This window comes from Photorhabdus tasmaniensis (assembly GCF_011189505.1).
In the GTDB taxonomy this organism is placed as follows: domain Bacteria; phylum Pseudomonadota; class Gammaproteobacteria; order Enterobacterales; family Enterobacteriaceae; genus Photorhabdus; species Photorhabdus tasmaniensis.
This window is the reverse complement of the sequence record NZ_PUJU01000017.1, coordinates 26,759-53,489: the sequence shown is the minus strand read 5'-3', so window position 1 is coordinate 53,489 and position 26,731 is coordinate 26,759. Positions and strand designations below refer to the sequence as shown.

Sequence of the window (26,731 nt, the reverse complement as noted above, 5' to 3'; positions counted from 1 at the left end):
CATAATGTATCCCATCACATTGAAAAAGTTGAAAGTTGGAAATAACTCACTTGATAGTTATTTACCGGTACGTAATAGCAATAATAATATTGATTGGAAAATAGTAACTGGTTTAGTACTCAGCTATGCACTCAAACATAAAATCGAAGCCTACGATCTCAATCAGTTCCGTGATGATTGTAAAACACACCTGCAAGAGCTGCTTGATGAACCTGCGTTCTGGTCAGTACTGGAGCGGATGTACTTTTCCAGCCAGGATATTTTCCGTGTTTCTCCACTTTTTTTACTGTTTCACGCCCAATTTGACGGCGAAAAAATAAGTGCTGGTTCAATGGCGGATAAACGTCTTGGGACACTGTTTTCCAACTTGATGGGGGATTTCAGCCTTTGTTATCCGATACAGGATAAGTTGAACTTCATTGAACAGCAAATATTGAAAAAACTTGATGAAAAAGTAATACCGTTTTTTGGTAGAGGCCCATTTGCTGAAGAGCAACCTTATCTGCCTTATATGGTGACGTGCTTTCAGTCGGATCTGGCATTTCTGGCGGAACATCCACAGTATCTTTTACAAGAACTGACTAATACCCTACGATTGTACGCCTTTAGTTGGTGCGCGCAACTGGCGCTCAATCTGGACAACTGGCAGGACGGTGAGCCGCAAAGCAAATCGTTATTTTTTATTCTCGATACTGAAAAAGCCAGTTCTGAACGAGAAAAAATAAAACGTTATGGCTATAAGCTGTTCTCCAGCCAAAGTGAAAAGCTTTTTCCAATGCTCTCTGCGTTGGAAGTTTTACAGTGGGAGAAAGGAGAGAAAAAGCGTCCGTTATGGCAGGTTTATCAGGACACTCTGAATGATCCAGACCCTTCTTCTCAGATGCTAAATGCACTTAATGATTATTTGCAGGAGTTTATTGAGAATCGCAAACTCCCGCCTCGAGAACGAGCAGTAAACTTGGAAAGTGCTTTTAACCAGCTATTATCTGTTGCTATTGAACAATTTCAAGATAAAAAAGATCGAGCATCAGTTAATCGTAAATACATCAATGAGCTGGAAAATCAGATTTGCGCTGATTTCATTCAAGTACGTGGTCGAGCGGGGAAAGTGCTGGTGTTGAATCAGGATCGTCTGCTGTTGCTGACCAATCTCACCGTGGGCAAAAATGATAAACTCCGTCTGCATGAGCTGCTGCGCGGTTTTGAACAGCGCGGATTTTATCTGGATAACCAGTCAGCGCAAACGCTGGTAGCGTTTTATGAGCGCATGGGGAATGTGGAGCGAATGAGTGACAGTGGAGATGCCGTGTATGTCCGTAAAACAGTATGAAACTTATCTGGCGGAAACCTTTATTGAATGGGTTAGCGGCATTATCCAGCCGGGTGAGCGCTATCAGTTCAAATCTCCCGATCCCGATAATGCCTTAAAACTCTGGCAGACTTTTGTCTCCCTGGAGAACGGGAATCAACTGGAAATTGCGCCTGAGCACTATCTTGCCTGCCTCTCCTGCAATGGCGTCCAGCTTATACCTGTGTTGCATGGTACCGCCGCTCCGGCATTTACGGAGAACTATATTTCCCACCTGCGCGATAAAGTGGCTGGTCGCAGCGGAGTTTTTGCCCAAACGGCGCTGTTGATTATTCATAACAGTATGCTTGATACCCTGATTAACAGCACGAAAGACGTGGCTGCTCCAGATGCTATCTGGTATCCCAAAACCTTCTGTCGTCAACTGGAAAAACTAATTACCACTGACAGTAATCGTTCAGAATTGTCCCGCTGCTTGCTGGAAGATCAACTGACAACGGTACTGGACGAAGGCGCAACCGTATTTGGTTTCTCGTCGCTCTACCGTCTGCTGGACGATGGCAATCTGGATTTCTCAGAACTTCATCTTTTTAAAGATGATGAACTGTTGAACTTTAGCCAGAAGCAGCTACGTACCCGGCTGAATGAAAACCGGAAGTTATATCGCCAGATAGAAGACAGCGTTGAACGTTACAGCGGACAACTGGAAAATGTGCTGACCGAATTCGGTACAAAATTCATCCAGGAGCACTTCGTCGATAAAGACGATTGGCGTGATCTTGATTTCTCCGACTACCGGAATGAGAAAGAACAAAACAGCGAACAAAAACTGGTGCTGGATAACATCTCTGTCGAAAACGGTGAAATTTGGCAACGGACCAAAAGCGCCAGTAAGGCAGGTAAACGTGATATCAGCCTGCTGGTGCAGGTGCAACCAGGACAATTGCAGGTTGACCTAGAGTTCAGCTTTCAGGGAAACGATCTTCAGGATAACCAGATAAAGATTGCCCATCATCGCCAATTAAAGAAAGAGCACTTCTGGCGCACTAGTCGGGCCGGGGGGAAAATCTCCCGCATTACTGCGTCGGTTCCTTTCGATGGGCATCCCTGTTTCTTCAGCCTCGAACTGACCAACCGCAATAATTCAGCCGAAGAATACAAATTTCGCCTGTTGCTAGTCGAGCAAGGGCAATTCTGGCTGAACGATATTCAGCACTGTTACCGTGTCGAGCCGGGTAAAGAGCAACTGACGCTACAACTGGAAGACAACGAGTTGCGCATTGCCGAGTTGGGCGACCTAACTTGTATGTTGGATGAAGAGAGCAACGACATCGACTGCCAGCATTATGCTCAGGTGAATTTTGAGACGCTGGCGAATCAAAGTGACTTGATTCGATTTACGTTGGTTTCAGGTGATTCACGTCTGTCATTTAATATTGAGGGGCCGGGGGCAGAGGAAGGGCTAACGCTGCCGCTGCTTTTCGACCAGAGTCGTTTCAATAAACTGTTCAAGGAAGAGGGGAATGCGACCTACAATCGGCTGAAAGGGCGTATTATTCAGGATAACACTGAACACAAGGTAGTTGGCGTGCGTCAGCAGTTGTTGATGCGGGAAGCCTTTCTGATTGAACAACGTCTGCTTGGTACAGGAAGTGATGACAATGTTTTTGCGCTGGATGAACTCCTTGCCAGCCACCCCGATCTCCATAACGCCTATGACCAGTTGTTTACTTACTATCAGCAACGTAGCACCCTGCCAAGCTTGGTGTCGTGGTCAGAGGAATACCGCACACTAATCAGCTACATTGTTACCACGTTTGAACAGGCACTCCAGCAAATTGGTCTGAGCAGAGCACTGACGGTGCAGGAAAAGCGACTCCTGCATCTGGGGGTTTGTCGGGGTGATACCAATGAACGCCTTACGCCGTTGCATCCCTTAGTGCTGGCCTATCATTTACAACTGGCGGAAACTATCGTCGCTGAGTCGGAGCAGCACGCCTCGGTTTCATTTGCCACATTACCGCCGATTACCCTCGATCGTCTGATGGTCTCTGGCTTAATGCCGTTTGTTTACCACAGTGAACATGAATACGCGCAATTACAGCCCGTGGATGAAAACCGCTTCTGGATTGACGTTGTTCCCCAGCGCAAGGTGAGTCATGACTACGTTAAACGCCTGGTAAAAGACAAACTTAATGAATTCACGGACACTTATGCCCGGTTGTTCCAAAGTGCAGGAAACAACGCATTGATTATTAATGCCATTAATCAGGGAAAAGCTAAAGAGCTGTTTCTGGGGTTAGTGGAGTATTTTAAGCAGGAAAAAGAGCATGCCATTTCGGTGCATGTGAACTGCTATGATGAACGCCTGCTGCCCAACATGTTTGATCACTTTGCTGAAAGTGGCAGCTATGAACAGCTTAAAAACGACCTTGACCTGAACAGCGGTGCATGGCGGGCAGAAGCCGATATGCTGATTGACCTGCTGCGCAGTCGGTTAACGTTCAGCAAATTTGTCCTGCCGTCAGAAAGCGACAAACTGGCCTATGCGCATCTGGCGTTTTTCACCAATACAGCACCGGTGGATTGCCCCCAGATCCGCATTGAAGATGCGTCCAGCGGGGTGCTATGTCATGGGTTGATTGCCGGAGAAGGAGCGGAAACACAGGGGGATGCCTACTTTACCGCGTTTGGCCTGCGCGATGTTGATACCGGCCCCTACTGTGCCCTACGTCTTGCCCGATTAGTGGGTTGCTTGTGGCAACCCGCGCGTCAGAGCAACAGCCAGTACCACGGGCAGGGGATCGGCCTTGCAGTGAGCGGCAGTTTCAAACAACTACTTAATTACTCCTACAACAGTGCACTCTGGACCACTATTATTGACCCTAAAGTCACCCTAGACTTTTTCACTAGTCAGAAAGATGTGGTACTCATCCACTATTCAGATCAGTACACCAGTTGTGCAGGCTACGATGCAGTGACCGTCACGAAGCAGGTTGATTTGTTCCTGCGCCTTCTCCAGACCGAAAGTCAGTCCGGGCAACCCGCCGTTGACAGCCAGCATTTACTTGCTGAATTTAATGCTTTTAACGGCGAATGGCTGTTGAAAATGCTGCGCTCCAGTGAACGGGAACGCAAAGAGAAGCACGGCATTATTGGCGCGTACAAATTTGTGCAATCTATGCTGCATCAGTCTGATATTTGTTGGGTTCCGCTATCGGTGGCTGAAATGATCCGTGTGTCCGGCAACGTCGGACTGAAAATGAAGGAAAGCGATTTATCCAGGAATCTACAGGGGTATCGTAAAGGCGCGATCTCTGATGATGTGCTCTTTGTTGGATTCAAAGAAAACCGCCTCTATCTGTTGCCGTTGGAAGTCAAAACCGGGGCGCGGCCTGATTATAACTATGCAGGGCAGCAGGCTCGTGAGCTTAAACGCTATTTGCAACAGGATATTCTGGAGCCACAAACGCTGGCATCACAACTGTATCGGGCGCTCTTTATTCGGCAGGTGCTGATGCAAGTAGAGAAGCTACGTCTGTATGGTGTACTGGATAGCGACAAATTGTCTCCCTTGTTGGAACGACGCGAATGGTGGTTAACGGGTGACTACCAGTTGGGCGAGTTGACCGACTATGCGGATGGTTTTGTCGTGGCGCATGTGGACAGCGGGACCTGCTTCGATCTCTCTTATAAAGAGACGGCGGATAACATCTTACAGATTGAAATCCCTTATTCACTGCTACCTTCGCTAATCGCCACGCAAGGGGATGAACAGCAACTCGCGGAACGTTATCGGGTGCCAGAAAAATACCGGCTTAAGCCTGATTGTGATGTAGAGCCGTCAAAATCTGCTTTAGTGGCAGATACGACATCCCCGGGTGAGGAACAATCCATTTCGGAACCGCCAGAGCCTGATGCACATACGCTGGCTCCTGAGATCAGAGATACACCATTACAGATTCTGTTTGGACATGATGCTATACGCCAGAGTCCGCTGTACTGGGAGCCGATCAACACCGCGAAATTCATGAACACCAATACCGGCATTATCGGTACGATGGGTACCGGAAAAACCCAATTTACCAAGTCGCTTGTTACACAACTGATGCGTAATCAGTCCTGTAACGTTGATGGTAAACCGGTTGGCTTGTTGATCTTCGACTACAAATCGGACTATGTAGACGATGCTTTTCTGGAAGCCACCGGCGCTAAGAAATATCAGTTATCTCTGCTGCCTTATAATCCATTGTCATTATTCGGTGATATGCCAATGTTGCCAAGACACACGACGATGGCATTTGCTGAAACAATGGGTAAAGCCTACAACCTTGGTGTAAAACAGCGTATGAAACTGGTTACGTTGATCATGGAGTGCTATGAACTAGCAGGTATCGTTCCTCATGATCGTTCAACTTGGAATCGTATTGCCCCCACCATTGAAGATGTCTGGCAACGTTATCTGGCTCAGGAGAAAGTAGACGAAGATTCACTATATGCGGCGCTTTATAATCTGGCGGGTTTCCAAATCTTTGAAACAAATCCTGAAAAAATGACCAGCTTGTACGATCTGGTTGATGGTGTCACCGTTATTGAATTGGCTGGTTATCCTTCAGAAATTCAAAACCTGGTTGTCGCGCTAACGCTGGATCTGTTTTACGCTCAGATGCAAAAACGGGGCAAGCCGGTGGTGCGGGGTGATTATCGTCAGTTAACCAAAATGATTTTGGTGGATGAAGCTGATAACTTTATGCGCCAAGACTTTGCCAGCTTGCGTAAGATCCTTAAGGAAGGTCGTGAGTATGGTGTTGGCGCGATCCTGTCAACACAGGAAATTACCCACTTTAAGACCGGGGAAAACAATTACGCATCTTATATTCTGACTTGGGTGGTTCATCGCGTGTCGGAGATTAAAAATGCGGATATCAAGGCGGTGTTTAACGTCGATGATAAAGGTGAACAGGAGTCTTTGATGGGGCAGATTCGGCAGCTTGAGAAGCATTTTAGCCTGTATGTAGATGGAGATAAGAAGGCTAAGAAGATGCGAGATAAGGCGTTTTGGGAGCTATAAATGACTATTGCTGACGCTATAAAGATTGCTTTGACTAATCTTGGTAAACCATCGACATATGAAGAGATTTATCAAGAAATTTTGGATAAGAGGCTATATGAGTTCGGAGCTAAAGATCCTAAATCTATAGTAAGAGTAAAGCTAAGAATTCATACCTTAGGATTGAATTTTCCAAGCGCAAGTCAGAATAAATTATTTAAAATACAATCCGGCGAAGGAAAAAATTCCTTATATATAAATTTGGACGATGTTGTTGTGGAAACAGTAGCTGTTTCGCCAGTTAAAACTAATGTCCCAACAAAACTCGACAAAGTGATTTTATTTTTAAAAAGTAAATGGAATAGGATTCTAGCGAATAAAGATGCTCATAAAATTACGTTGCACGAATGCTGCTGGATGCTTTTCGGTTCTTTTCTCCCCATTATTGTAGATTCTGTTTTTAGAGTCTGGTGCTTAAAAGTGACTTTTATTTCCGCTTTATCAGAAAATATAAAAGGTGGGGAGGTGTTCCTTTTTACATCTGCATTAATTACTCCTTTCTTTTATTTTTTAGTTAAAAACTTATCGACCAATAACAAAGAGAATGACGAGCTACCTTATATAGGTTATATATTTGCTTTAACTATAGTCTCACTTCTGGCTGGGTTAGGCGCTTTTATTTACTATAGGACAGGTGCTATTTTGGCTGCAAAAAATTCAAGTTTGATGTTGGATATATTCTCTGCTAGGTTAGGTGGATGGGCATGGGCAATATATATATCGTCCCTTTCCGTATGGTATTACTCTGCATACATGAGTAATAAATCTTCAAAAGCATACTCTAAAATAAGAACATCTCAGGCTGATAAGTTGTCTGAAGAATACAGTGAAGTTAGGGGGTGATTAGATGAGCTCTATAAAAATAAAAGCATTTAAAGTCTCTCAACCTATTGGTGAGTTCTATTGTGGTAAAATAAAAGCTAGCGATTTGGTAAATATTACATTCTCAGATGTTAGGCGTATGTCTGATTCGGGAAATCGTGAGCTTGATGACTATATTGGTATTCAACGTCCATTGATCGAGTCTAGAGTTAAAGCCATTAGGAGTTTTATCTCAGGTGTTGATTCTTCCTTCCCAAACTCAATAATAATTGCAATGAGTTCTGATAATGTTATTTGGAATGAAATCAATAATGACTTTATTATTAAGCCTAATAAAGATGGTGATTTTGATAAACTAGCCAAAATATTAGATGGGCAGCATAGGATTGCTGGTTTTTATGAGGATAATATGACATTTGTCAATGAACTTGGAGAAGAATCAGAATTCGAATTATTAGTTACAGTTTTTGTTGATGCTGATATATCAACGCAAGCAAATGTTTTCTCGACAGTTAATTTGGCTCAAACTAAAGTTAACAAAAGCTTAGTTTACGATTTGGAGTCTTTGGCTTATTCTAGAAGTCCAGAAAAAACTTGCCATGATATAGCCGTTCTTTTAAATAAGGAGAAAAATGGTCCATTTGAAAAAAGAATAAAAAGATTGGGTGTTGCCACACCAAAAATATTGAATGAAATACTAACGCAAGCAGCGTTTGTTGAAAATCTTTTAAAGCTAATAACATTTGATGCAAAGTCTGACCGAAACTATTTTTTAGCTAAAGAAAAAGGTGGTAAAATTTCCAAGGAATATAACCTTGAGAAAATTGATAATGCAAGTTTAATAAGGTATCCATTGCGTAAAAGTTTTATTTCTGAAAAAGACTCTGTAATAGCAGCAAATGTATCTAACTTTTTTAGTGCAGTGATGAGCTTATGGCCAAATGCATGGGCGAAGTCAAATAAAGCATCATCTTTAAATAAAACTATAGGACTGATAGCTCTTTTTAGAGTCTTAAAAGACATTCTTTCTTATATGAATGAGCGGTACGATGTTGATGCTTTAAGAATATTGTCAATCGACGACTATTATCAGATACTTGATGGTGGGGATCTTGATGAAGATGAATTTATGCAATTGGATGCAGTTTCTAAAAGTGCTAAAATTATCTACGATATGATTTGTGATAACTTAGCACTTTATGAAGATGAAGATGCTTAATAATTAGTTACCAGTTAAACCAACTGTTCTTTTGAACGGTTGGTTTAACTGTTTATAAATACCTATTTAACCTCAGCTTCGTTTAAAAATAGCGATATCACAATCCCGTAAATTCAAACTCGGTTTTTTAGGTTGGAATGTCAGCAATTAGGCCAGCGACGATTTCCAATAAAAAACCGAGCTGACTGCGGTGTCTTGAATGCGCTATCTGAGAAATATTTTTGAGCTGATCCACGACCGTTTCTATCAGAAATCGCCTTCTTAGCATCAGTTTATCCCAGAGAGATAACGCTTTTGCCTTCATGTTACTACGGACATGAGTGATTAACGTTATTCCTTCTGCTTCCAGTTCATCACAGGGCTTGTGACAAATACCCTTTATCTCCATACAAACACCCTGTTAATCCTTGTCCCCGCGCTTTGACGGGATGACGATCATCTTTATTTCCTGAGGTCAACTTAACCGCCAAAAGTTCACCATAATCATTGATAACCCGATGAAGTTTAAAGCCATAAAACCAGCCTGTACGGGTTTTCCCTCGCTGTGCGACGCCCTGAAATACGCGATAACGGGGAATACGGAGATTGTGGCAAACGGCAATTTTGGTTGAATCAATAAAAGCGATCCCCTGGGTTTCAGCCTTGCATGACGAAAAAAAGTTCAGAGAGGAATGAGCGCCCTTTGCTTCAAGGTTAACATTCGGGTGTAGCTGACCAACCGGGGAAAATCGGCCTTAAGATAGTGTTTAACATGCTGAATATAAAACGTTTTAAAATCACGATAATGGCTCATGTGGAATAAAATGAGGCGCGTCATCACTTCACTGAGAGAAAGGGAAGCTTCGCGGCGACGTTTGAGCAAACCATTTTCAATTAACTGTTGATGCCAGAGAGGAATAAATTTTTGGCAAAAGTCATCGACGCAGCAATAAAGTTCTTCTAAATTAGACATGCCTGAGGATCTCCACGATTTTGTTTTCTTTGACAAAAACTTTGATCGTGCCTCAGGCACTTAGTTCCCTTCTTAAGCAAACCTCAGGTTAGTTAACTAAAGATTATTTACTAACTGCGTCAGACTACGATAATTCCTCAACGCAGCAATCCCATCTTCAACATGCGCCGCCCATGCTCTAATCAACATCTTCTGCTCCATCTGAGGATATAGCATCTTCAGCACCAGCTCTGTAGCATGTAGTGTTTCACCTAACCACGTAATTTTATCCAGCACCAAAGAACCATCCAGCTTCTTAGCATTTCGCTCCGGCGAATAACGATACTCACTTTCTACCGAGCGGAAAAATGCCAGTCGGGCGGCAACATTGGGCGTGATTCCAGTATATCCCTTTAACTTTTTAAGCTGCTCTTCAGTTTGACGGCTAAGCTGCATTCTGTTCGGGAGCATCAGATTGCCTCCTTAGTTAATTCCCAGAAATAGCCAGGTTTCAGCGTGGATGATTTGGTATGCGCATTAAAAACGATCTCATAAGCATGAGAAATATCATCACGTAGTTGATCGACAAAATAACGTTCATCTACCTCTGTATCAGTAGATAACAGCACAACCTGATGACTAGCCTCTGGGAAGTAATGGTTAATGAGTTTATCCCGATGCTGAGAATCCAGACGTCCCAACGGAGTATCAATAATCACCGGCAAATCGCGGCCAGAGGTTTTTGCTAGTGCTTCAAGGATCGCAATAGCATAAATCTGTTTTTCACCAGCTGAAAGCAGCTTACGGTTAATTACTGAGCCTTTTTCGTCTATCAATTCAACATCAAACGTATCAGGATTGATATGCGCATTTAGCTGCAAATCCTCCTTACGTGCTAGTTTGCGATAGGAGAGTTCAAAATTAGTTGACAGTGTTTTCACTCGTGCCTGAATTAATACTTCACTGTAGCTATCAAGCAAATTTATCGTTTCTTGAGCGTTTTTAAAAGCACTGCTAGAACCATGTTGATTGCGTACTGCATCATGTGCTTTTTGAACTTGACGAACACAATCCAATTGCTTTTGTTTTGTATGTTTAGCATCTTCTAGTAGTGAACGATATTTCTGACCCAGAGTTTCTCGCTGTCGGTCGAGATCCCGTAGTTTTTCAAAAATATCTAGAAGCTGTTCGTCTTCCGGTGCGCGAGCAATATTGGCAGCAGCCTGTTCTAGCTGTTGTTCAACATCAGCCAACTGGTTTCGATAAAGGTCAAAACGTTGCCATGCTTTCTTGCTGTCCTTCTCAATAGACTGCTGGAGCATGCCTGATTCGCGTTCTGAAATGTCAAACAGCAAATCGCCTTTGGGCTTGGTTGCCATGTAGTCTTTGAGATTGTCAGCAATCGATTCAGCGGCTATTTTTCCAGTACTGCCAGAACGGAACGCTATGTCATTTTTGAGTTGTGTTAAAAACAGATTTAATTCTTTCTCAAAGCTTTTCGTCTGTTTGATCTGTGTTTCGTTAGCAATCTGCTCCAGCAACCGAGACAAGATATTTGGAGCCAGAGCATAAGGCAGTGAACCATCGCATTCTTGACGTAGCGCCTTTTCCAAACGCTCTTTGTCTTTCAGCAATGTTTCGACTTTATGTTTTTCTTGAGCTTTCGTCTGGGCAAATGCCCCACCTTGAGCATTCAATAGGCCTTCGTAACGAGTAATATCTTTAGACAGAAAATCGATCCGCGTTTTAGTAAAATCAGCTTTTTCCAGTAATTCCTCAGTTTGATAGCCTAGCTGTTTAATTTGAGCTTCAAGCTCAGTTAGCTGTTGCTGATGAGAGACTGCCAGCTGGCTGGATTGTTGACGCTTAACAAAAATCATTAAGTCATTACGCAGTTTGGATATCAGATCTAGACCCAATAAACGGCGCACAGCAGTCTGCAGTATATTACCGGAATCATCTTCCGCCAGTTCTGCAATTTTTTCTCCGTCAAAGAAGAACAGGTCGGCAATACCATGGGGGATTAATTCATTAAGAAATCCCTGGCATTGATCATAATCTAACTCATCAAGAAGCTGCCCATCCTGTTGTAGAGAAAGACGATCTTTACGGCCTTTTTTCCAAGCTCGTGTGACGGTAAATTCCGCTTCATGGCCGCCTTTATTGTAGGTAAAGGTCAGCTCTACCGCCGCTTCTTCTGGACGTTCAATATTGTACGCTCCATTGTGGATCAAGGCGCTGAGCTGCTCGATATATTCCTGCTGTTGAGTCGCTGGACTAAATGCCAGCCGACCATATAACGCTAGTCGGATCGCCGATAAAATCGAGGTTTTTCCCGCCCCATTTAAGCCACCAAACAGAATGATTGGACGGGGATTATCTTCATGTCGGCGTTTTCTGGGGGCTAAATCGATCGTGTGTGTACCGTTAAATACTCGAAAATTGCGCAACACCAGTTGTTTAATAAGCATGTTCGTTTTCCTCACCGGTAGGCCGTAATGCTTCACCAGCATCGGCAATTCTGCGCTGTAAGATCTGAAGTTCAGCTTCCAGTTTTGTGACCTCTTCTTGGTGAATATCCCGCTCGTTGCGCTTCTGTAACATTACCTGTTGTTCTTTAATTTCTTCCAGACTTCCCCAGTCCTGCTTGAGAATCGTGCCGAGTTTGTCAAAAATACCCTGGCGGCGACTTAACCCCTCCATTGAAACTTCCAGTTCAATCAGCTTCATCACCATCTCAGGTACAATATCAAACCCTTGAGCTATTTGTGCGAGTAAGTCGGCGTCACTGGCATCAAAGCGAGATTGATCATCAATTACCCAATCTAAATCCTTCTGATATACCTCACGGTAAATACCGGGCAACGTATCGTACCAATCAGGCTCATTGGGGTCTTTCAGCCATTCCTGACGGATCGCATGCAGTTCTGGCTCAGTAATTAACGTAATAGCGTGCCCCTGAGCGTTCAAATCGCGTTCAATAATCAGCAATTCCTTCAACCATTGCTGGCGGTATTTAAGCCAGTAAGGGCCAGGAACATGCTTCCGCTCCGCACTGATTTCTTCACCATCTTTAGCGTATTGATAACTAACCTTACCGGTTCGACGTTTATGATTACGGAAAGTGTCTTTATTAACTGGATCGGTGGTGAATGCCAGCAGATCGCGGTATTTCAGCAATGGTGACATCCAATCTTCACCATTCTGGATCAGACTTTCCATTGCCTTATCTTTGGTGACAACAGTACAGGTCCAGCAGCCAAAACGTGAATTACCACAGGAGGGAGTACTGTCATCAATCACCAGCGGGCATTCGCCTTGTGCTGAAGAATCCATATATAGCGTCCATAACGGACGGTTATTTCCCCCCCAAGGGCTTTCCCACTCTTCGATCTCATCGTCCTGTGCATAACGGAATGCGCCGCGCAACAACTTCCATACGTCTTCCACATCCCAGTTATCAATCGGTGTATAGATAAATGCATTAGACAGTGTGGTGTGCCGGGCAAGACGTGAACCGTCAATTTTATGTTTCGCGATGACTTGCGCACGAGATGCACTTTCACTGCTACGTGAGCCCAGAACAACAATAACCTCATCAAACTGGCTGACTTTATCCTTAATAAAATCACTGACCGGGTTGATCTTCATGCGCTCGGTACACCAGCGAAAACTGCGGGTAGGAGCCGGATACCCTTTACCTAATAAATTAACCCAGAACGTTTCATGGGTTTTGGGCATCACGGCGTGCTGAGTAATGGGTAGACCGTTACGCTTTGCACCAGACTCAATTTGCAACATAGTTTTTTTGATCAAATCGACTACGACCGGAGTTTCCACCAGCGTATCGGATGACACTACAAATACATCTTTGTTGCGCATTTCAGGTGGCAGGCCTAGTAGGGCCAGATAAACCAGTGTGATCACCGCCGAAGAGTCTTTACCGCCGCTGTAGCCAATCACCCACGGGCGCTTGTCAGCACAATAAATTCTCTGAACTTCAGAAACGTATTCTGCCAAAGGGCGACCAGCAAAATGTTCCTGATTAATAAAATCTTCATACTCGGCAAGATCGAAGGCCTGAACTAATTTACTCATGAGACAACCATTTGAGCTTCAAGCTCCTGTTCTTCAGGAGTGAGGGGAAGTGACAATGCTTTTTTTAGTGCATTACAAGTTAACTGGATAGCGGTACTAGACTTACTCAATTTCCCGTGTTGCATCGCGCGTTTAATCAGTTCCGGGTTGTTTTTGCGCCAGTTAAATCCTTTAAGTTCGATCATCTTTTGCTGCCAACAATCAGGATGTTCAGCCAATAGGCTGCGTCCCAGTAACCCTAGTGCCTGAAGGCCTATACCGTGGGCGTGGACATAATCCTGACGTAACTGTGCGGGAGAGACTTCTTTTTTAGCTGCCAGCTGCCAGTCTGGCATAACTTGAAATGTAGTTTGCCAGTACAGTGTGGAGGTTTGGGTATTTTCTTCCAAATCGTCTTCTTTTGGGTCTTTACCTAATAACGCTCGAGTAGCCTGTTTAATGCTGCTAAGGGTAAACAATTTATTGGATAATTTGCTAATACTGGACTTCTCCATTTCAGTCAGTCCGATAAACGGCTCGACTGACATCGCCAGATAACGAGCAATATTTGAGCTAATATCACGGTGATCATATAGCGCAGACAATGAAGGGCTTGGACGAATCGCATATTTGTTCAGATCGGCAAACATCTGCTGGCTACGTCTTAGCCCTTCATCGACAAAAAATAGCACTGGGATATTATCCTGCCCCAGTTCAGGGCGTTGCTCTAGTGCGTCTTCAATTGCTTTGCGTCGGTGCTGACCGTCATTGATGAGGATTTGCGCTTCCATAGGCACGCGTAGCGTTCCAAGGTTATTTGAACCGGGAAACTCATCAAATTGTATATCAATGGCAATCGAGGCTGTCAATGCGGAAAAGATATAATCATTTGGGTTTTCAAGTAGATAACGTGCCATCTCAGGGATACGCGATTTGTTCAAGATTCGCTGGGCCCGTAGCTCTGGTGGTACTTCATTTTCATCAAAGTTAAAAATTTTTGGGATAACGCGCATACGGCACATAGCGACATAAAAGGGTTTTCCTGCTTGAATGCCACGTATAGCAGGGAAAGAATAGCAGTAGTCTACATCAATGTTAGCCATTACGATTGTCCGTTTTTTAAATAATTTTAGTAAGTATGAATTACGTTATATTTTACGTAATTCACATTCTTTTTTATAGTTTTTTAACGTAAAAATCGAATTTATAGACATGGTAGATTGCTACAGGCTTAGAGGGCATAGCGATCATACAGGTAAGCAGTTTTACGAAGATGATTTTTTCGGCATCTGACGTTCAAGTGCCCGGAGCTGATAGATAAGGATGAATAACATTATTGCTAAGTACTATCCAGAAATGCTGGTTGCAAGGTAGGTTAAGTGTCGTATGTTTGCTATGATGAAGAAATAACCAAAGGAGGATAGCATGACTACAAAAGCTCGTATTCAGTCACGGCTAAGACGCTCAAAGCGTTATGTTTTCACTCGTGACGATTTCAAGGATCTTGCTGGCTACGATCAGATTGGTAGAGCACTGCGCACATTGGTGAAAGAAGGGCAACTGCTGAAAGTGGGCTATGGTGTCTATACCAAAGCGCGGCAAAATACGATTACCGGTAAGTTGATGCCTGCTGCTCCCGGAGGTTCTGCTGCGGTAGTGATTGAAGCGCTGGAACGTCTGAAAGTGGATTATCGCCTGGTAGGAGCAACAAGCGCCTACAATAGTGGTAAATCTACCCAGATCCCCGCGTCACTGGAAATCAAAACCTCACCACGTTTTAAGAGAACATTGTCAGTAGGGAACAGCAAATTAAATGGATAATTTCACAAAGCTATTCCCAGACGTTGCCGATGCTCTGGGCATTGAATCAGTTGCAATTGTAGAGAAAGATCATTACATCGTTGAGTTATTGCGATTGCTCCAATCCCTGGCCTTTGATACGCATCAACTGGTTTTTGCCGGTGGAACGGCATTGTCAAAAGCGGGGATATCTTTGAACAGGATGTCGGAGGACGTGGACATTAAGCTTGTCCCTGTCGCCGGTTTTTTCCAGCAATATTCCAGAGGTCAGCGTAAAAACATTCGTAAAAGGATTATTCAGGCCATTATCGAAACGATTGCAGCCTCAGGTACGTTTCGCATGGATGAAGAGTATCCAAAGGTTACTCGTGATGAATATCGCTATAATGAAATTCCGGTGCGTTACCCGCAGGAATATGCACAAGTTCCCTGCTTAAGGCCATTTATCAAACTGGAACTGATGGAAACGGATTTGCTTGAAGCTGCGGAAAACCGTCCTATTAGCTCATTGGTAATGGATCTAACAAAGAAGGGTGAAGTAGTGAGGGCTTTTCCCTGCGCAACTATCGCCAGCACGCAGGCTGAAAAGCTGATTTCGATGATGCGCAGAACGGCTGCAAGCTTGCGTGATGTGGAACGTGCAGTGGATGAGTCACTGGTACGTCATATTTACGACAATTTTTGTATTGTTAGAGAAAAAGGTGCTGACGTTCCTGTTTTAAAGCACTTCGTTCAGGAATGCATTGAGCAGGATATTGAACGTTACGGTGTCCAGTACCCTGAGTTCTGTGAATCACCTATTGAAGAACTGAAAATGGGGCTGGAAGAACTCGTTAGCAACCCTGTTTATAAGGAACGCTATCTGCAGTTTGTTACGCCAATGGTCTTCGGTGAAAGCCACGTTTCTTGGGAAGAGGCCTATACCTGTTTTCGCAAAACGGTATTGGATGTGATTGATGCATAGCGCCAGAGATATGCTCGATTGTGAGCATCTTCCCTGGTAACCCTAGCCCCGATTCGAGTCCCAAAATCAACGATTTAATGTGTTGGTATCGATGTTGGTACATTATCTAAATTTTATTTTTTATTGCTTTTAAATCAAAGGATTAATCATTATGTGCGAGTCCGGCCTTCCCATTTACCTAAGAAAACTCCTTATAAATCAAATGGAATAGTCTATCAAGGTCTATTATCGTCTGTGGCAATCCACATATCTGTGGGATAATTAGGGGCATCTTCTGATTCGATTAAGAATGTGCCCCCAAAAGATATTAGATTATAATGTTTTATAGAGTTAAATTAAATATGATGATGTTAATGCAACGTAATATTCTTTACGTTATACATTTTATTAAAACGCATAAAATTGTAGGTTGTGGTTAATTGCGATTTTTATGAAGTGGGTATATAAAGCACCAGTTTGGCGCTTTATTAAATTAGCAGTATAGTAAGTTTTATATGTGTAAAATATTAGGACTCATTACCATCAGATAAGCTAATTGTATAATAACCAAATAAAAATATACACAAGCAAAAAATGGAATAAAATTCTAAGAAAACTATAACTGCTTTAAGAGCTTCTTCTGGCTTAGCTAGCATCCAGTCATAGAAGGATGTGCATATTATTCCAATTATTAGCTTAATTACAACATCTACTCGATTACTTATAGCATCTTTATTATTGCTTCTGCTTGGACGTATAAATATCTTGGTTCGATGATGCTTAAAATCCCAAAAAATAAACCATAAAAATAGGGTAAAACCCACAACATTAATAAACCAGTTTGGCGGTGCGTTCAGATTAATTTTGCCAGTTAATACACAATATAATCCAGTGCCTAGCAAGGCTAACAAAATATCTTGAACGTAGCCTCTTGCTCTTGAGTAATACCTTTTATTTATGTCGGATTTAACTAGGTGACTTTTCATTATACATCATCCTTATCTAAGTAAATATTTATTTACTGTGCCTTTATTAATACCAACCATAATCTGGTCGGGACTAGGGTTTAGAGTCTCATGGCAGATTTCCGGACATATTCCGATGCATCTGCCAATCGCAAGGGTACCATCAATAGGCTATCATCAAGTACAGTACTCATTATAAGTAGTATCATGTGTAATGAATTTATGATCTTCATTTTTGAGCCAAAGACGTTTTCCTGCTTCATATGCTAATAGCCAGCTTTCAGAGTATAAAGATTCTTTATTGTGAAATTGTTTTAAATAATCTTCATGTATATTATTTTTTATAATTTCTGAATTGAAAAGGTCGAGAACGATTAGTACACAGATTGAACTTGACATTTCTTCTATATTCCGTATTACATCTTTTTTTAGATTTAATCTAAGTTCTTTACATATCCATAGAAGCCAAGAAACTTCGTTATGATGGTCAGAAATTGAGTGAGCTTCCATTAGGTTATTACAAAACCTTTTTATGGCTGTGTAGTTCATATCATAATTGTAATGATGATAGGTTATTAAGATATTTGCAATAATTTGAAGTGTGTTAGGGAAGCTAAATCTGCACTTGAGTAAATAGGCTTCAAAGACGTCCCAGTTAGATTTTTTGATTATTCGTGATGATACTTGATTTAGTCCATATTTTATTAAGCTTTCATTTTTGTATTGCTTCTCATATAGTTCACTAAACTTGCTGAGTTCAATTGCTCTTAGCGTAGGAGATATATTGGGAATGCTAAGTGATATTTTACTTCTTCGATAATGTTTTTGTATCTTTGCCCAGTAATTATCTATTTCTTTAGCAAGGTAGAAATACCCAACAGGATTTACTAATCGCGTTACACGGTGATAGTATGAGGAGCGGGTAATAGAAAATTTATCCATGATTTCTTCTCCGTATATTCCTATATTTTAAGGCGTCATCTTAAATTGGTCTTGATAGTAGTTCATATTATCGCTGTGGCTACTGTTTTTTGTGCTTAATTCTGATGCTACCATACTAAAGTAGGTTTTATCCTGCCAAACGTTAATGTCACCAATAATATAAATATTTTTACGGGCACGAGTGAGAGCAACATTCAGTAAATTAGGTTTACTTGCAGCCCACACTGCGCCACCCGCATTTTGAATATCACATCCAAGGACAAATATTACGGTATGGTTCTCTTTCCCCTGAAAGGTATGTACGGTTCCTATATTTTGACTAATCCATTTAGAGAATTGTTTCTTTTTATTCTCCCCTTCAATATATTGATGAAAATAATCTTTATGGGACGATAGTTCTGTACCTAACTGCTGTTTAACTGCTTTGAATGGCGAAATAATATAAATCTGAGAAAGATTTTTTTCTTTTTCTATTAATGTAGTTAATAGCGTTAAGACTTCTTGAGCCAATGATGGTTTGTACTGTTTTAGAGTACAGCTCCCACCAGAGTGAATCCAACGGTTATTGCCTAATATAGGATGAGGTTGAGGTTCGATTTTACTTGCTGATTCACCGTGAATCATGCGGTTATCGTAAGCGATTTTGTTTGCCAGGCTAAACATAGGTTCAATACAGCGGCGATGAACCCATAAGGGAATTCCAATCCAAGCTGTTTTATCCATGATTGGAAGTTCACAACCGTAACGATTTGCTCTGTCAGCAATAGTTTGAATTGACCATCTGTTAGGGTTCCATTCCTCCGCATCTTTTTTAAGTATGGTACCACTGATATATTCAACCAACTTTGGCGGGGTGGTGAAAACAGGTTCTATTTGTAAAGGATCTCCAACCACGATAGCCCTTTTACTTCGCCATAAACCTCCCACCGCAGCCTGAGGTATAGCTTGTCCGGCTTCGTCAATCAATAACCAACCAAGTTCTTCACTTCCTAAGCTTCTAAACATTGAACCTAAGGAGGCAAAAGTTGTTGATACTACAGGCACTATCATAAATAGCAGCTGCCATATTTTTTTATCGTTAGGATCAATCTTTCCATCAAGCATCTCTGGCAATTTGAAAACTTTTTTGCGGAATATTTCATGCTTTAGTACTTCTAAAAGCCAGGCTTGGTGTAAGTCAAGTGCAGCGATAAAAAGCTGTGAGCGGAGATGGTTTATTGTTGGATCTTGCCAGTAGGCATTTCTTTGTAGCTCACTATCATTAATGTATTTTTCAGTGCTCGGAAGCTTCATCTCAGGATGTTCATGACAGAAACGCGCAAGTTTCTGCTGTTTAAGTGTATATGCGTCGTGTTTTTCCTGTAGTAACTGTTCTGCTTCTCGCTGCTTTTGTAACAATAACGGTTGTTGTTGAGTACAAGTACCAATTTCTTTGAGTAAATCTATACGTTGTTGCTTTAATGTCCGCTGTTGAAGATTAATGTCACTGACGTGCTTTAGATAGCTAACGTAGCGGGAGCGATTAAAAATTCGGATAAGAATATTAGGCTTATTACGCTCCTGCTCTGCTGCATGTAAATCTTCAATTTCTATCTGGCTTTCTAATACTTCCAGATGATGACTTTGTTGTGCCAATCTCTGTTGGAGATTGGTGTAATCAAAAGCCGCTTCGTCTCTGGCTTGCTTAACTGTTTGTAACCAAGTCTCAAGGTTATTCTTTTTAAGAAATAAGGCTATTTCATTGGCTGACTGACAACTTGCTATGAGCTGTTCTAGATTTTTTAGTATTTGATTAAAACGTTTTTTAGTGTCAGAGAAACTCTCTCTGGTTTGAAGTTCTCGCCAACGCCAGAAGTTCAAAAAATCTTTTGATGCCGGGCGATTAGTTTCTTCTTGGCTATATTTTTCATAGTATTTATCGAAGAAGAAGCGTTGTTTGAATTTTATCCTGTTTTTTTTGCGTCCAAGCACGGCAGAAATAGTGCCCCAGCAACGTTCCTCAAGGGATGTTATTGGCTGTAGTTTTCCTTTACGACTTTCGGCATTCAACTGATTGGCAACGGATTTAAGATAATTCACCATTTGGTAAGGTTGGCCAAGAGCTTTCAGCTGTGGGAGCTCACGGGAAATATTTTCGACAGCAGCGTTATTTGAAGAAGCAACGACCATTTCAAAACCTGTCAGATCAGTACACAGATATCCTTCTTTATCCAGTGCATCCTTAGCTTGAGAGAATCTAGCGAGGGCTCTGGCCCGTTCAACAAGGTTATAAGCGATAATATCACGTAGCAGAGTTGTCTTACCTGTTCCTGGCGGGCCATTTACGGATAATAAACCGCTGGCGGTGAGCTCCATCACTGCCGTGTTTATGGCAAATTGTTGCATTAAGGACATATTATGTGTCGGTTCTGAGGGCCAGCGTCCTAATGGGGTATGGCATGGAGCCAAGTGGTTGATGATAAGTTTTAGCCCTGGTTGGCTATAAAGATCAGCGTGTTTTTGGGTTGTGACGGTAAGGTAATCAATAAGAGAACGGCTCGTTGTTCCTGTTGAGAATGAGCGTATTGCTTTTTCTATATCGTTTATATAGAAGCTGTTTAGAATAGGCATAATACGTTCATCAGCCTCATCACTTTCATCGTCATCGGTTTCTTCATTGAGAGGCGAATGGGCGATTTTCTTTATGTTATTCTGATTATCTTCCAGTTTATCGTGTGATTCTTTTTTATCTTTAAGTTCTTTCCAATCAAGAATAAATGCCCATTCCGTATTTTCTGGATAGAACTGAGCCCATTGGCAAAGAGCTTTTAGCAGTTTGACAATCCCCTCAGAAGAAAGTGTTTTTACATCCGGCTTTTCAGAATGATAGGGAAGGAGATTTTCGATACGTTTTAGTTGTTCAGCTAGAAGAGTACAGCGTTGATCGTAAGCCTGTAGAGATAGGGTGCCCGCAGTTCCAGCCTGTAAATGACCGAGTGCCCAAGGTAGAGTACTCAATGACATCTCACCGAAGTTAGGGACACCATACTTGTCTATCGTCAACTTTGCGAAGCAAGTTTCTCCTTCAAGATCTAACCGTTGTTCTAGTTCTAATTTTTCTATTTCATTGGTCTCTGAAGCAATACATTCATCAGCAATTTTATTGAGTAGCGATTTATCAAAGATACCAAGGTAAAGTGTATATCGGACTTGATCGGTTTTGATACGTAGACGGCGTCGAGTTTGGGCGCTTAACCAAGGGAGAATGCTTTCACGAGAGTATCTTAGTTCATCAAAAGTAACATTGACTCTTCCTCCATTATCCGTTTCTTTATCGGGTAAAGAATATGGCTGAAAAAATTCTATCAAATGCCAGCTTTGTAAAATCCGTATCATTTGCTGATGGTTATCGTTATTCATTATTTTTTATATCCTTAACGTTATATATCCATTTCAAGCAAGAGCTTATTCAGATCAAGAAAAACTCACTCCCTTCTCAATCCTCTCATCAAAACTTCAAGAATAAATTGGTTCGTTAAACGTGCAATATTCGGATCAGATCTTCAAAGATTAAGCCCATATCGTGGTTACTGACGGACGCTGGACTCAAATCCGCTTCGGCGGCGTAACACCGTAAACGGCAAAATAACGCGTCCGTATTGGGACTGTTTGAAATCACCGCGCAAAAGGTCGGCGACAGACCACAAAAAGGCGGCCATTGAAGAAAAGTTAGCCATTATTTTTCTACCTGAAGTTTTTTCTCTATTGTCCATGATGCAAGGTCGGTCGCAAGAACAATGAATGCATTTCGTGTCTTGTTGCATGATTGTGTTGCATATGACAGGAAATTTAATGGCAGAAGAAATGGACGGATATATTAGGGGAAAATCCTAATATATCCCAAACTATTTCCTAAACACCTGTTCCTGATGCCATTTGACAAAGCGTTCTGAAGGATAATGTTCCCGGTTTTTGGGTAACAATAGAGCATGCCCAGCGAAATACCAAAACAGTCGATCAACCATATGACTGCCATTTACACCTTCAGAAACCAGTAATTTCATATTATCGTCCAGCCCAATCGCACCCATATCGAATGCAGAATGATGCAGGGAACAAAGAGCCAATCCGTTGCTGACGGTGCATGGGCCGCCATATTGTTTCCATTTAATATGCGCAGCTTCTAGCCCGACAGGCGTACTATCGTGTCGTAGGTTATAGCCGCAGATTGCACATTGATAGTTATAAGCACGAAGTACAGACTGACGAAAATTAGGATCGCGTTCTTTGCGCAGGTCTGTCAGTGCAAAATCCAGACGATTAGCAATGATTTCTTGGATACTTTCGGGAAAATGTTCGCTCAAAATCTGACCGGCGAATTTATCGATCAGACGTGGTTTACTGCGTAGTAGCTGATAACTTTCCTGATCAAATCCACCTGCGACGTTGTTTTCAATCAGTTCTCGTTTGGGGGGTTCCTTGCTACCTTTTTGTGGCGTGCAATATTCTACATACAGTAACAACAATGGCTTATGCGGCGCACGCTGATCGCCTTTACGCCAGATGGTAAGGTTAGATATGGCAACTGGCAGTGTTTTACTGGTTGTCATAGGTTGTTTTGCTAATAGATTGAAGTTATTGCGATCATGCTCGCAAAGATGATGGTTTTCAAGGTACTTGCCAGCAATTCAGAATCAATAACTGAGATTTAATTGTGTACTTGCACCAAATCACCCCGCCATTAATATGAATAGTCTCTCCCGTCAAATAGGAGTTAGTGCAAAGAGCGTTGCTTGTGCGATATTCATGGGTTGACCGACCTTTCGTGCAGACAATGATTTTTCCAATTTGGCGAAGAAAGTAGTATCTAATTGAAACGATATCCGGGCAGTTAACGAATATTTCTCAAATAGAGTATTTGAGGCACTGTCGCTCAATAAGCTTTTTCCTGAAAGTGGCAGCCGGATTAATGGTATATATTTTTTAACTAAAAAAAAGAATTGCTGTTTTTAGGCATAACTAAGGTTGACTTAATTAGCGCTATTATTGTCCTAACTTAATAATGTAATTAATCTAACTTTTTATTGAGATTGTTTTATAGGGAAATTATCTTCTGCGATGATCTTTAAAATAAGGATTTTATAGTGACCTTTATCACAGTGTGAATCTTTGTAAAATAATGCTATGGAATTACATATTTCTATTTGATATATTGTGAATAACCAGTTAATTTATTTATCGATATTGCTTGTGGTGATTAAAATATCGCTGGGAAATATTTTTTATTTGATAGGTAGATGGTATTATTTCAATTAATAAATAGAGGTAATAGTTACTTTAAAATAAAATTTTATTTGTAGAGATAAAAGGAAGGTAATATGGAATTTATTAAAAATAGATTTTGTCACTGGAATGGTGAACATCTCGTTGTAGATACAATGGCTAGAAATCATAAAATGGTTAATAGTATGGGTACGGGCGAGGGATTAGTTTCGTTTGATGGCTTTGGTGCTGATTTAATTCGTTTCAGTAAAAATGAAGGGATGCAAAATCATACTCACTTAGGGCATCATATCTTATTTGTACTCGCAGGAACGGGTTATGTTATTTATGCCGGTGAAAAGCATGAAATAGAGCCTGGAGTTTGTTATTTTGTGAATGGCGAAATAGATCACGCGATTAAGGCAACCAGCGATTTGGTCATGGTTGTTGTTGGTAATAATCATTGCGCGGTTGATTCACAAGATAGGACGACTCTGGTGCCATATAGAGATGGAACCCCTGAAGAATTAAAGGTTTAACTTGGGGTAAGTTGAATGAAACATGCGCTAGTACTTGGTGTGTTGCGAGAATGCCATGATATTCTGCCAGAAGTGGATTATAAATTGCTTTAGGTAATAAAGAGAAGTTAATGAGTTGGAGGTAACTGGCAGAGAAGAATATCTAATATTATATTTATGAAGATAATATAACTCAGGAAAAGTAACTGGAATGATAAAAGGATAATGTGATATTTTTTCAATTAATATAATAGGGGCATCTCATAAAGGGGAGCCAGTACTAGCCTATGAAATATTAGATTTACTAGTATGAAATAGAAAATTATATTAGAGATAATGTTTTGTTATAATAATAAAGGTGTAAGGTGACTATTTAGATTGCCTCTGTCTAATGTTTAATTTGGATAATGATTTCAATGGGTGTTGGTTATTAACTCATGAATGAAAATTAATTTAAATAAGTAATAATTAAGTCAATATAATATTAGGGGAAATATTCCCTGTTAATATGATGTGGCTATTATTTGATTATGATTTCAGGGGCTGTATTCTTATAAAATAATATATTCATGGCGATAAATATATTGTCGAGGTGATTTTTTGTTATTGGAGTTAATAATGTAAATATATATAAGCACTGGGAGTGATAGCGTGTCAAATATAGTGCCGGGATAAATCTATATAAGAAATATATTAATGTTATTATAAACAGTTTAGCTAACTAACTTAATCCTAATACCTCTAATACTTCTGCTATTCCATGTTGGCTTTCTGGGAGAGGGCTGATGGCTTCTGACTATATAGCAATAGCTGGCTTTTCTTGCACGTTTGTGCAATGTGTCGTCTAGGTAATATTCTTCCATTGGGGGTTGTTTACTTCTTATGAATAGAAATGATATGAGCTATATGCTGACAGCCAGTAACTTATTCGAATTACTGGCTGTAGGTCAACAAGGGTGCAAAAATCTGTTTTACTGGTCCTTTGTAAATGTTCAACTTTGTCGTTGAGATCTTATGTCATTAGACAGCTTTTTCAGCCATTCTTTCAACATACATGCTCTTTATTATTGCCAAGTACTGTACTCATCAGAAGCAAATCCAGTTTAGTATCCGGGAGAAGTTTTTCATCTTTTTTCAATTCGCGGCGAGTAAATGAATGATCCAGCTCACGGCGGATAAAGTTATGGATGTGCTTAAAACGTGGGCCATAATCCGTTTCGTCGGCGTTACGTTTGATGGCAAGTAGAGTCTGTATTTCTTGCATCAGAGTTGCATCTTTAACCGTTTCCGCCAGCAGAACGTCGAAGCACATTGGTGGTACGCCTTTACCTGCTTCTATCCAACGTACAGCCAGTAACGGGCGCAGTACATAAAGATATTTTTTCAGCCGTATTTTTTCGCCTTGCAGATAACCACGGAAGTTTTTCTTCGCCATTGACAGATAGTGATACCGTGCTTTGTTGTTGGAAAAGTAGTCCGGTAGTAGGGCGCGCAATGCTGTCATAAACTCTGTATCCTCATGGTAGACCACCGGTGAATCAGTCCATTCCATCAGTGTCGGGTTGGCTCGTTTCAGCAGCCCCAGGGTTTTACGCAGTTCCCAGCCACAAATATCCAGTTCGTCGCTGATCGGTAATTCGATCACATCCCTTGGTGGATCAACGCGTAGGTACCATGATGGAGTATGAACATAGATAAAACGCACATCGTAATCACTGTTTGTCGAGGCAAATCCCCAACCGCGGCTGCCGGACTCGCAGGCATAGAGTATTCGTATTTGCTGTTCCGTCTCAAGTTGCGCCAGTTTTTGGCATATGTGTTGTTTCATGGTGTTACTGACACCAAATTTTTCTTTCATTGTGATTATCCTTTTACGCAAACCACTTGATGCAGGGTGTGAACGAGGTTGTCCAGTAAATCGTTGGCGTTGAATGAGGTACGTACTGCCATCATTCCGTAGCCAATATCTACGCCTACTGTGGTTGGAATAATCGCCCCATGTGTCGGGATTACGCCGCCGCTGGTTGAGCCTTTGCCAAGATGTATCTCAGGAATAACTGCCAACTGTCTGAATATAAAAGGCATTTTTTCTGTGTGCAGTAGTTGTTCACGAGCATTTGCTTCTACTGGGACGCTATGAGTCCACATTTTTACGGGTGCGCTGTTTGGTGCAGTCATCAATTCGTAATCGTTTGTTCTCACATTGTTCTCCTTGTTATTTATCCATTTTATCCGTCACTACTACTATAATTTAAGGTAATGAATATTCTCACCTTTTTAGTCAATACTGCTGAATTTACTTTCATATTAATTTCCTTATGAATTATTAAAAAACATTGTAAATGAAAACTTTATTCTACTATTAATATAGTATTCTGTTTAATGACAATTGCAATTATTTGATATTTAAATTTTATTGAATAATGTTGAAACTGTGATGTCAATCTATATGAAAAGGTATGTTTAAACATTATATCTGAATTCATTTTTGTATTTAAATTATCTTGGTTGTTATAATTTCAAATAAGATATAAAATCACTTAATTATTATATTCAACGGTGTTATTTAAAAATTATTTTTATTAATCTTAAATAAAATTTAAATGTATATTTAATTTCGACGTGGAATGATGAATTTAATTCTAATTGATCTGTAGGTATTATCTATTCGTAATCTGATCATTATGTCGATGGTAATTAAATTATAAATTTATTTAGTGTCATCAGTAAATTTATCAAGATATTTAATTTCCCCATTAATTTATTTTTAATAATATCAATGTCTTGCAGATTAAATTCGGCTTCATAGTGATTTTTTATTATTTTTCGTGACTAATGGTTATCTTATATGTTG

The 26,731-nt window shown here is 41.0% G+C and carries 16 protein-coding genes and 3 pseudogenes; 7 read left to right on the top strand and 12 right to left on the bottom strand.

Features of this window, described 5'->3' with window-relative positions:
• Positions 1 to 4: 4 nt before the first annotated feature.
• Genes dptG through C5471_RS10065 form a run of 4 tightly spaced genes read left to right on the top strand, consistent with a single transcriptional unit; the run spans position 5 to position 8,460 of the window.
• Positions 5 to 1,330, top strand: a complete 1,326-nt coding sequence (gene dptG / locus C5471_RS10080; RefSeq protein WP_133813771.1) for a DNA phosphorothioation-dependent restriction protein DptG — start codon at positions 5 to 7, stop codon at positions 1,328 to 1,330.
• Positions 1,311 to 6,380: a DNA phosphorothioation-dependent restriction protein DptH gene (gene dptH, locus C5471_RS10075; RefSeq protein ID WP_133813770.1), complete on the top strand. Its 5,070-nt coding sequence runs from the start codon at positions 1,311 to 1,313 to the stop codon at positions 6,378 to 6,380. Before dptG ends, dptH begins: the two co-directional genes overlap by 20 nt.
• Positions 6,381 to 7,262, top strand: a complete 882-nt coding sequence (locus tag C5471_RS10070) for a hypothetical protein (RefSeq protein ID WP_133813769.1) — start codon at positions 6,381 to 6,383, stop codon at positions 7,260 to 7,262.
• 4 nt (positions 7,263 to 7,266) lie between these two features.
• On the top strand, positions 7,267 to 8,460 hold the full coding sequence (locus C5471_RS10065) for a DGQHR domain-containing protein (RefSeq protein ID WP_133813768.1): 1,194 nt from the start codon (positions 7,267 to 7,269) through the stop codon (positions 8,458 to 8,460).
• Positions 8,461 to 8,532: 72 nt separating this feature from the next.
• Here C5471_RS10065 and C5471_RS10060 read toward each other — a convergent pair.
• From C5471_RS10060 to dndB, 5 genes and pseudogenes are all read right to left on the bottom strand, one after another.
• Positions 8,533 to 9,412: pseudogene (locus C5471_RS10060) on the bottom strand (IS982 family transposase).
• Between the two features lie 96 nt (positions 9,413 to 9,508).
• Complete coding sequence (dndE, locus tag C5471_RS10055; protein WP_133813767.1) at positions 9,509 to 9,862, bottom strand: DNA sulfur modification protein DndE; 354 nt, start codon at positions 9,860 to 9,862, stop codon at positions 9,509 to 9,511.
• On the bottom strand, positions 9,862 to 11,862 hold the full coding sequence (gene dndD, locus C5471_RS10050) for a DNA sulfur modification protein DndD (protein WP_133813766.1): 2,001 nt from the start codon (positions 11,860 to 11,862) through the stop codon (positions 9,862 to 9,864). The genes dndE and dndD overlap by 1 nt, the downstream gene beginning before the upstream one ends.
• Positions 11,852 to 13,489: a DNA phosphorothioation system sulfurtransferase DndC gene (gene dndC / locus C5471_RS10045; RefSeq protein ID WP_133813765.1), complete on the bottom strand. Its 1,638-nt coding sequence runs from the start codon at positions 13,487 to 13,489 to the stop codon at positions 11,852 to 11,854. The genes dndD and dndC overlap by 11 nt, the downstream gene beginning before the upstream one ends.
• Positions 13,486 to 14,571 (bottom strand): DNA sulfur modification protein DndB, encoded by a 1,086-nt coding sequence (gene dndB / locus C5471_RS10040; RefSeq protein ID WP_133813764.1) that lies wholly within the window; start codon positions 14,569 to 14,571, stop codon positions 13,486 to 13,488. The genes dndC and dndB overlap by 4 nt, the downstream gene beginning before the upstream one ends.
• A 322-nt stretch (positions 14,572 to 14,893) precedes the next feature.
• Between dndB and C5471_RS10035 the strand changes: the two genes are divergently transcribed.
• Positions 14,894 to 15,289, top strand: a complete 396-nt coding sequence (locus C5471_RS10035) for a DUF6088 family protein (protein ID WP_133813763.1) — start codon at positions 14,894 to 14,896, stop codon at positions 15,287 to 15,289.
• Complete coding sequence (locus C5471_RS10030; RefSeq protein WP_133813762.1) at positions 15,282 to 16,232, top strand: nucleotidyl transferase AbiEii/AbiGii toxin family protein; 951 nt, start codon at positions 15,282 to 15,284, stop codon at positions 16,230 to 16,232. Before C5471_RS10035 ends, C5471_RS10030 begins: the two co-directional genes overlap by 8 nt.
• Before the next feature lie 506 nt (positions 16,233 to 16,738).
• On the opposite strand, the gene C5471_RS10025 is transcribed toward C5471_RS10030, so the two are convergent.
• The 5 genes and pseudogenes from C5471_RS10025 to C5471_RS10010 form a co-directional block, all read right to left on the bottom strand.
• Entirely contained in the window at positions 16,739 to 17,197 is a 459-nt protein-coding gene (locus C5471_RS10025; protein ID WP_133813761.1) for a hypothetical protein, read from the bottom strand.
• Positions 17,198 to 17,353: 156 nt separating this feature from the next.
• Positions 17,354 to 18,118 carry a hypothetical protein gene (locus C5471_RS10020; RefSeq protein ID WP_133813760.1) on the bottom strand — a complete coding sequence of 255 codons (765 nt, stop codon included), beginning with the start codon at positions 18,116 to 18,118 and terminating at the stop codon, positions 17,354 to 17,356.
• Between the two features lie 27 nt (positions 18,119 to 18,145).
• Positions 18,146 to 21,517 carry a DEAD/DEAH box helicase gene (locus C5471_RS10015; RefSeq protein WP_133813759.1) on the bottom strand — a complete coding sequence of 1,124 codons (3,372 nt, stop codon included), beginning with the start codon at positions 21,515 to 21,517 and terminating at the stop codon, positions 18,146 to 18,148.
• Positions 21,518 to 21,717: 200 nt separating this feature from the next.
• Positions 21,718 to 21,834: pseudogene (locus tag C5471_RS24305) on the bottom strand (type I restriction-modification system subunit M N-terminal domain-containing protein); the annotation flags it as partial.
• Between the two features lie 168 nt (positions 21,835 to 22,002).
• Complete coding sequence (locus tag C5471_RS10010; protein ID WP_133813758.1) at positions 22,003 to 22,707, bottom strand: phosphorothioated DNA-binding restriction endonuclease; 705 nt, start codon at positions 22,705 to 22,707, stop codon at positions 22,003 to 22,005.
• Between the two features lie 768 nt (positions 22,708 to 23,475).
• On the opposite strand from C5471_RS10010, the gene C5471_RS10005 reads away from it, so the two are divergent.
• Positions 23,476 to 23,898 (top strand): cupin domain-containing protein, encoded by a 423-nt coding sequence (locus tag C5471_RS10005; RefSeq protein ID WP_021324965.1) that lies wholly within the window; start codon positions 23,476 to 23,478, stop codon positions 23,896 to 23,898.
• Between the two features lie 1,024 nt (positions 23,899 to 24,922).
• Here the strand turns inward: C5471_RS10005 and C5471_RS10000 are convergent.
• A complete protein-coding gene (locus tag C5471_RS10000) occupies positions 24,923 to 25,735 on the bottom strand; it encodes a nucleotidyltransferase domain-containing protein (protein WP_133813757.1) in 813 nt (270 codons plus the stop codon).
• Between the two features lie 23 nt (positions 25,736 to 25,758).
• Positions 25,759 to 26,055, bottom strand: a pseudogene (locus tag C5471_RS09995) (RtcB family protein); the annotation flags it as partial.
• Between the last annotated feature and the right edge of the window lie 676 nt (positions 26,056 to 26,731).

Bases quoted from the DNA above. Each gene is read 5' to 3' on its own strand.
- C5471_RS10025 (WP_133813761.1), bottom strand. From the start codon at position 17,197: ATGAAAAGTCACCTAGTTAAATCCGACATAAATAAAAGGTATTACTCA.
- dptH (WP_133813770.1), top strand. From the start codon at position 1,311: ATGTCCGTAAAACAGTATGAAACTTATCTGGCGGAAACCTTTATTGAA.
- C5471_RS10020 (WP_133813760.1), bottom strand. From the start codon at position 18,118: ATGGATAAATTTTCTATTACCCGCTCCTCATACTATCACCGTGTAACG.
- C5471_RS10030 (WP_133813762.1), top strand. From the start codon at position 15,282: ATGGATAATTTCACAAAGCTATTCCCAGACGTTGCCGATGCTCTGGGC.
- C5471_RS10010 (WP_133813758.1), bottom strand. From the start codon at position 22,707: ATGACAACCAGTAAAACACTGCCAGTTGCCATATCTAACCTTACCATC.
- C5471_RS10035 (WP_133813763.1), top strand. From the start codon at position 14,894: ATGACTACAAAAGCTCGTATTCAGTCACGGCTAAGACGCTCAAAGCGT.
- C5471_RS10015 (WP_133813759.1), bottom strand. From the start codon at position 21,517: ATGAATAACGATAACCATCAGCAAATGATACGGATTTTACAAAGCTGG.
- dndC (WP_133813765.1), bottom strand. From the start codon at position 13,489: ATGAGTAAATTAGTTCAGGCCTTCGATCTTGCCGAGTATGAAGATTTT.
- dndD (WP_133813766.1), bottom strand. From the start codon at position 11,862: ATGCTTATTAAACAACTGGTGTTGCGCAATTTTCGAGTATTTAACGGT.
- dndE (WP_133813767.1), bottom strand. From the start codon at position 9,862: ATGCTCCCGAACAGAATGCAGCTTAGCCGTCAAACTGAAGAGCAGCTT.
- C5471_RS10005 (WP_021324965.1), top strand. From the start codon at position 23,476: ATGGAATTTATTAAAAATAGATTTTGTCACTGGAATGGTGAACATCTC.
- dndB (WP_133813764.1), bottom strand. From the start codon at position 14,571: ATGGCTAACATTGATGTAGACTACTGCTATTCTTTCCCTGCTATACGT.
- C5471_RS10070 (WP_133813769.1), top strand. From the start codon at position 6,381: ATGACTATTGCTGACGCTATAAAGATTGCTTTGACTAATCTTGGTAAA.
- C5471_RS10065 (WP_133813768.1), top strand. From the start codon at position 7,267: ATGAGCTCTATAAAAATAAAAGCATTTAAAGTCTCTCAACCTATTGGT.
- dptG (WP_133813771.1), top strand. From the start codon at position 5: ATGTATCCCATCACATTGAAAAAGTTGAAAGTTGGAAATAACTCACTT.
- C5471_RS10000 (WP_133813757.1), bottom strand. From the start codon at position 25,735: ATGAAAGAAAAATTTGGTGTCAGTAACACCATGAAACAACACATATGC.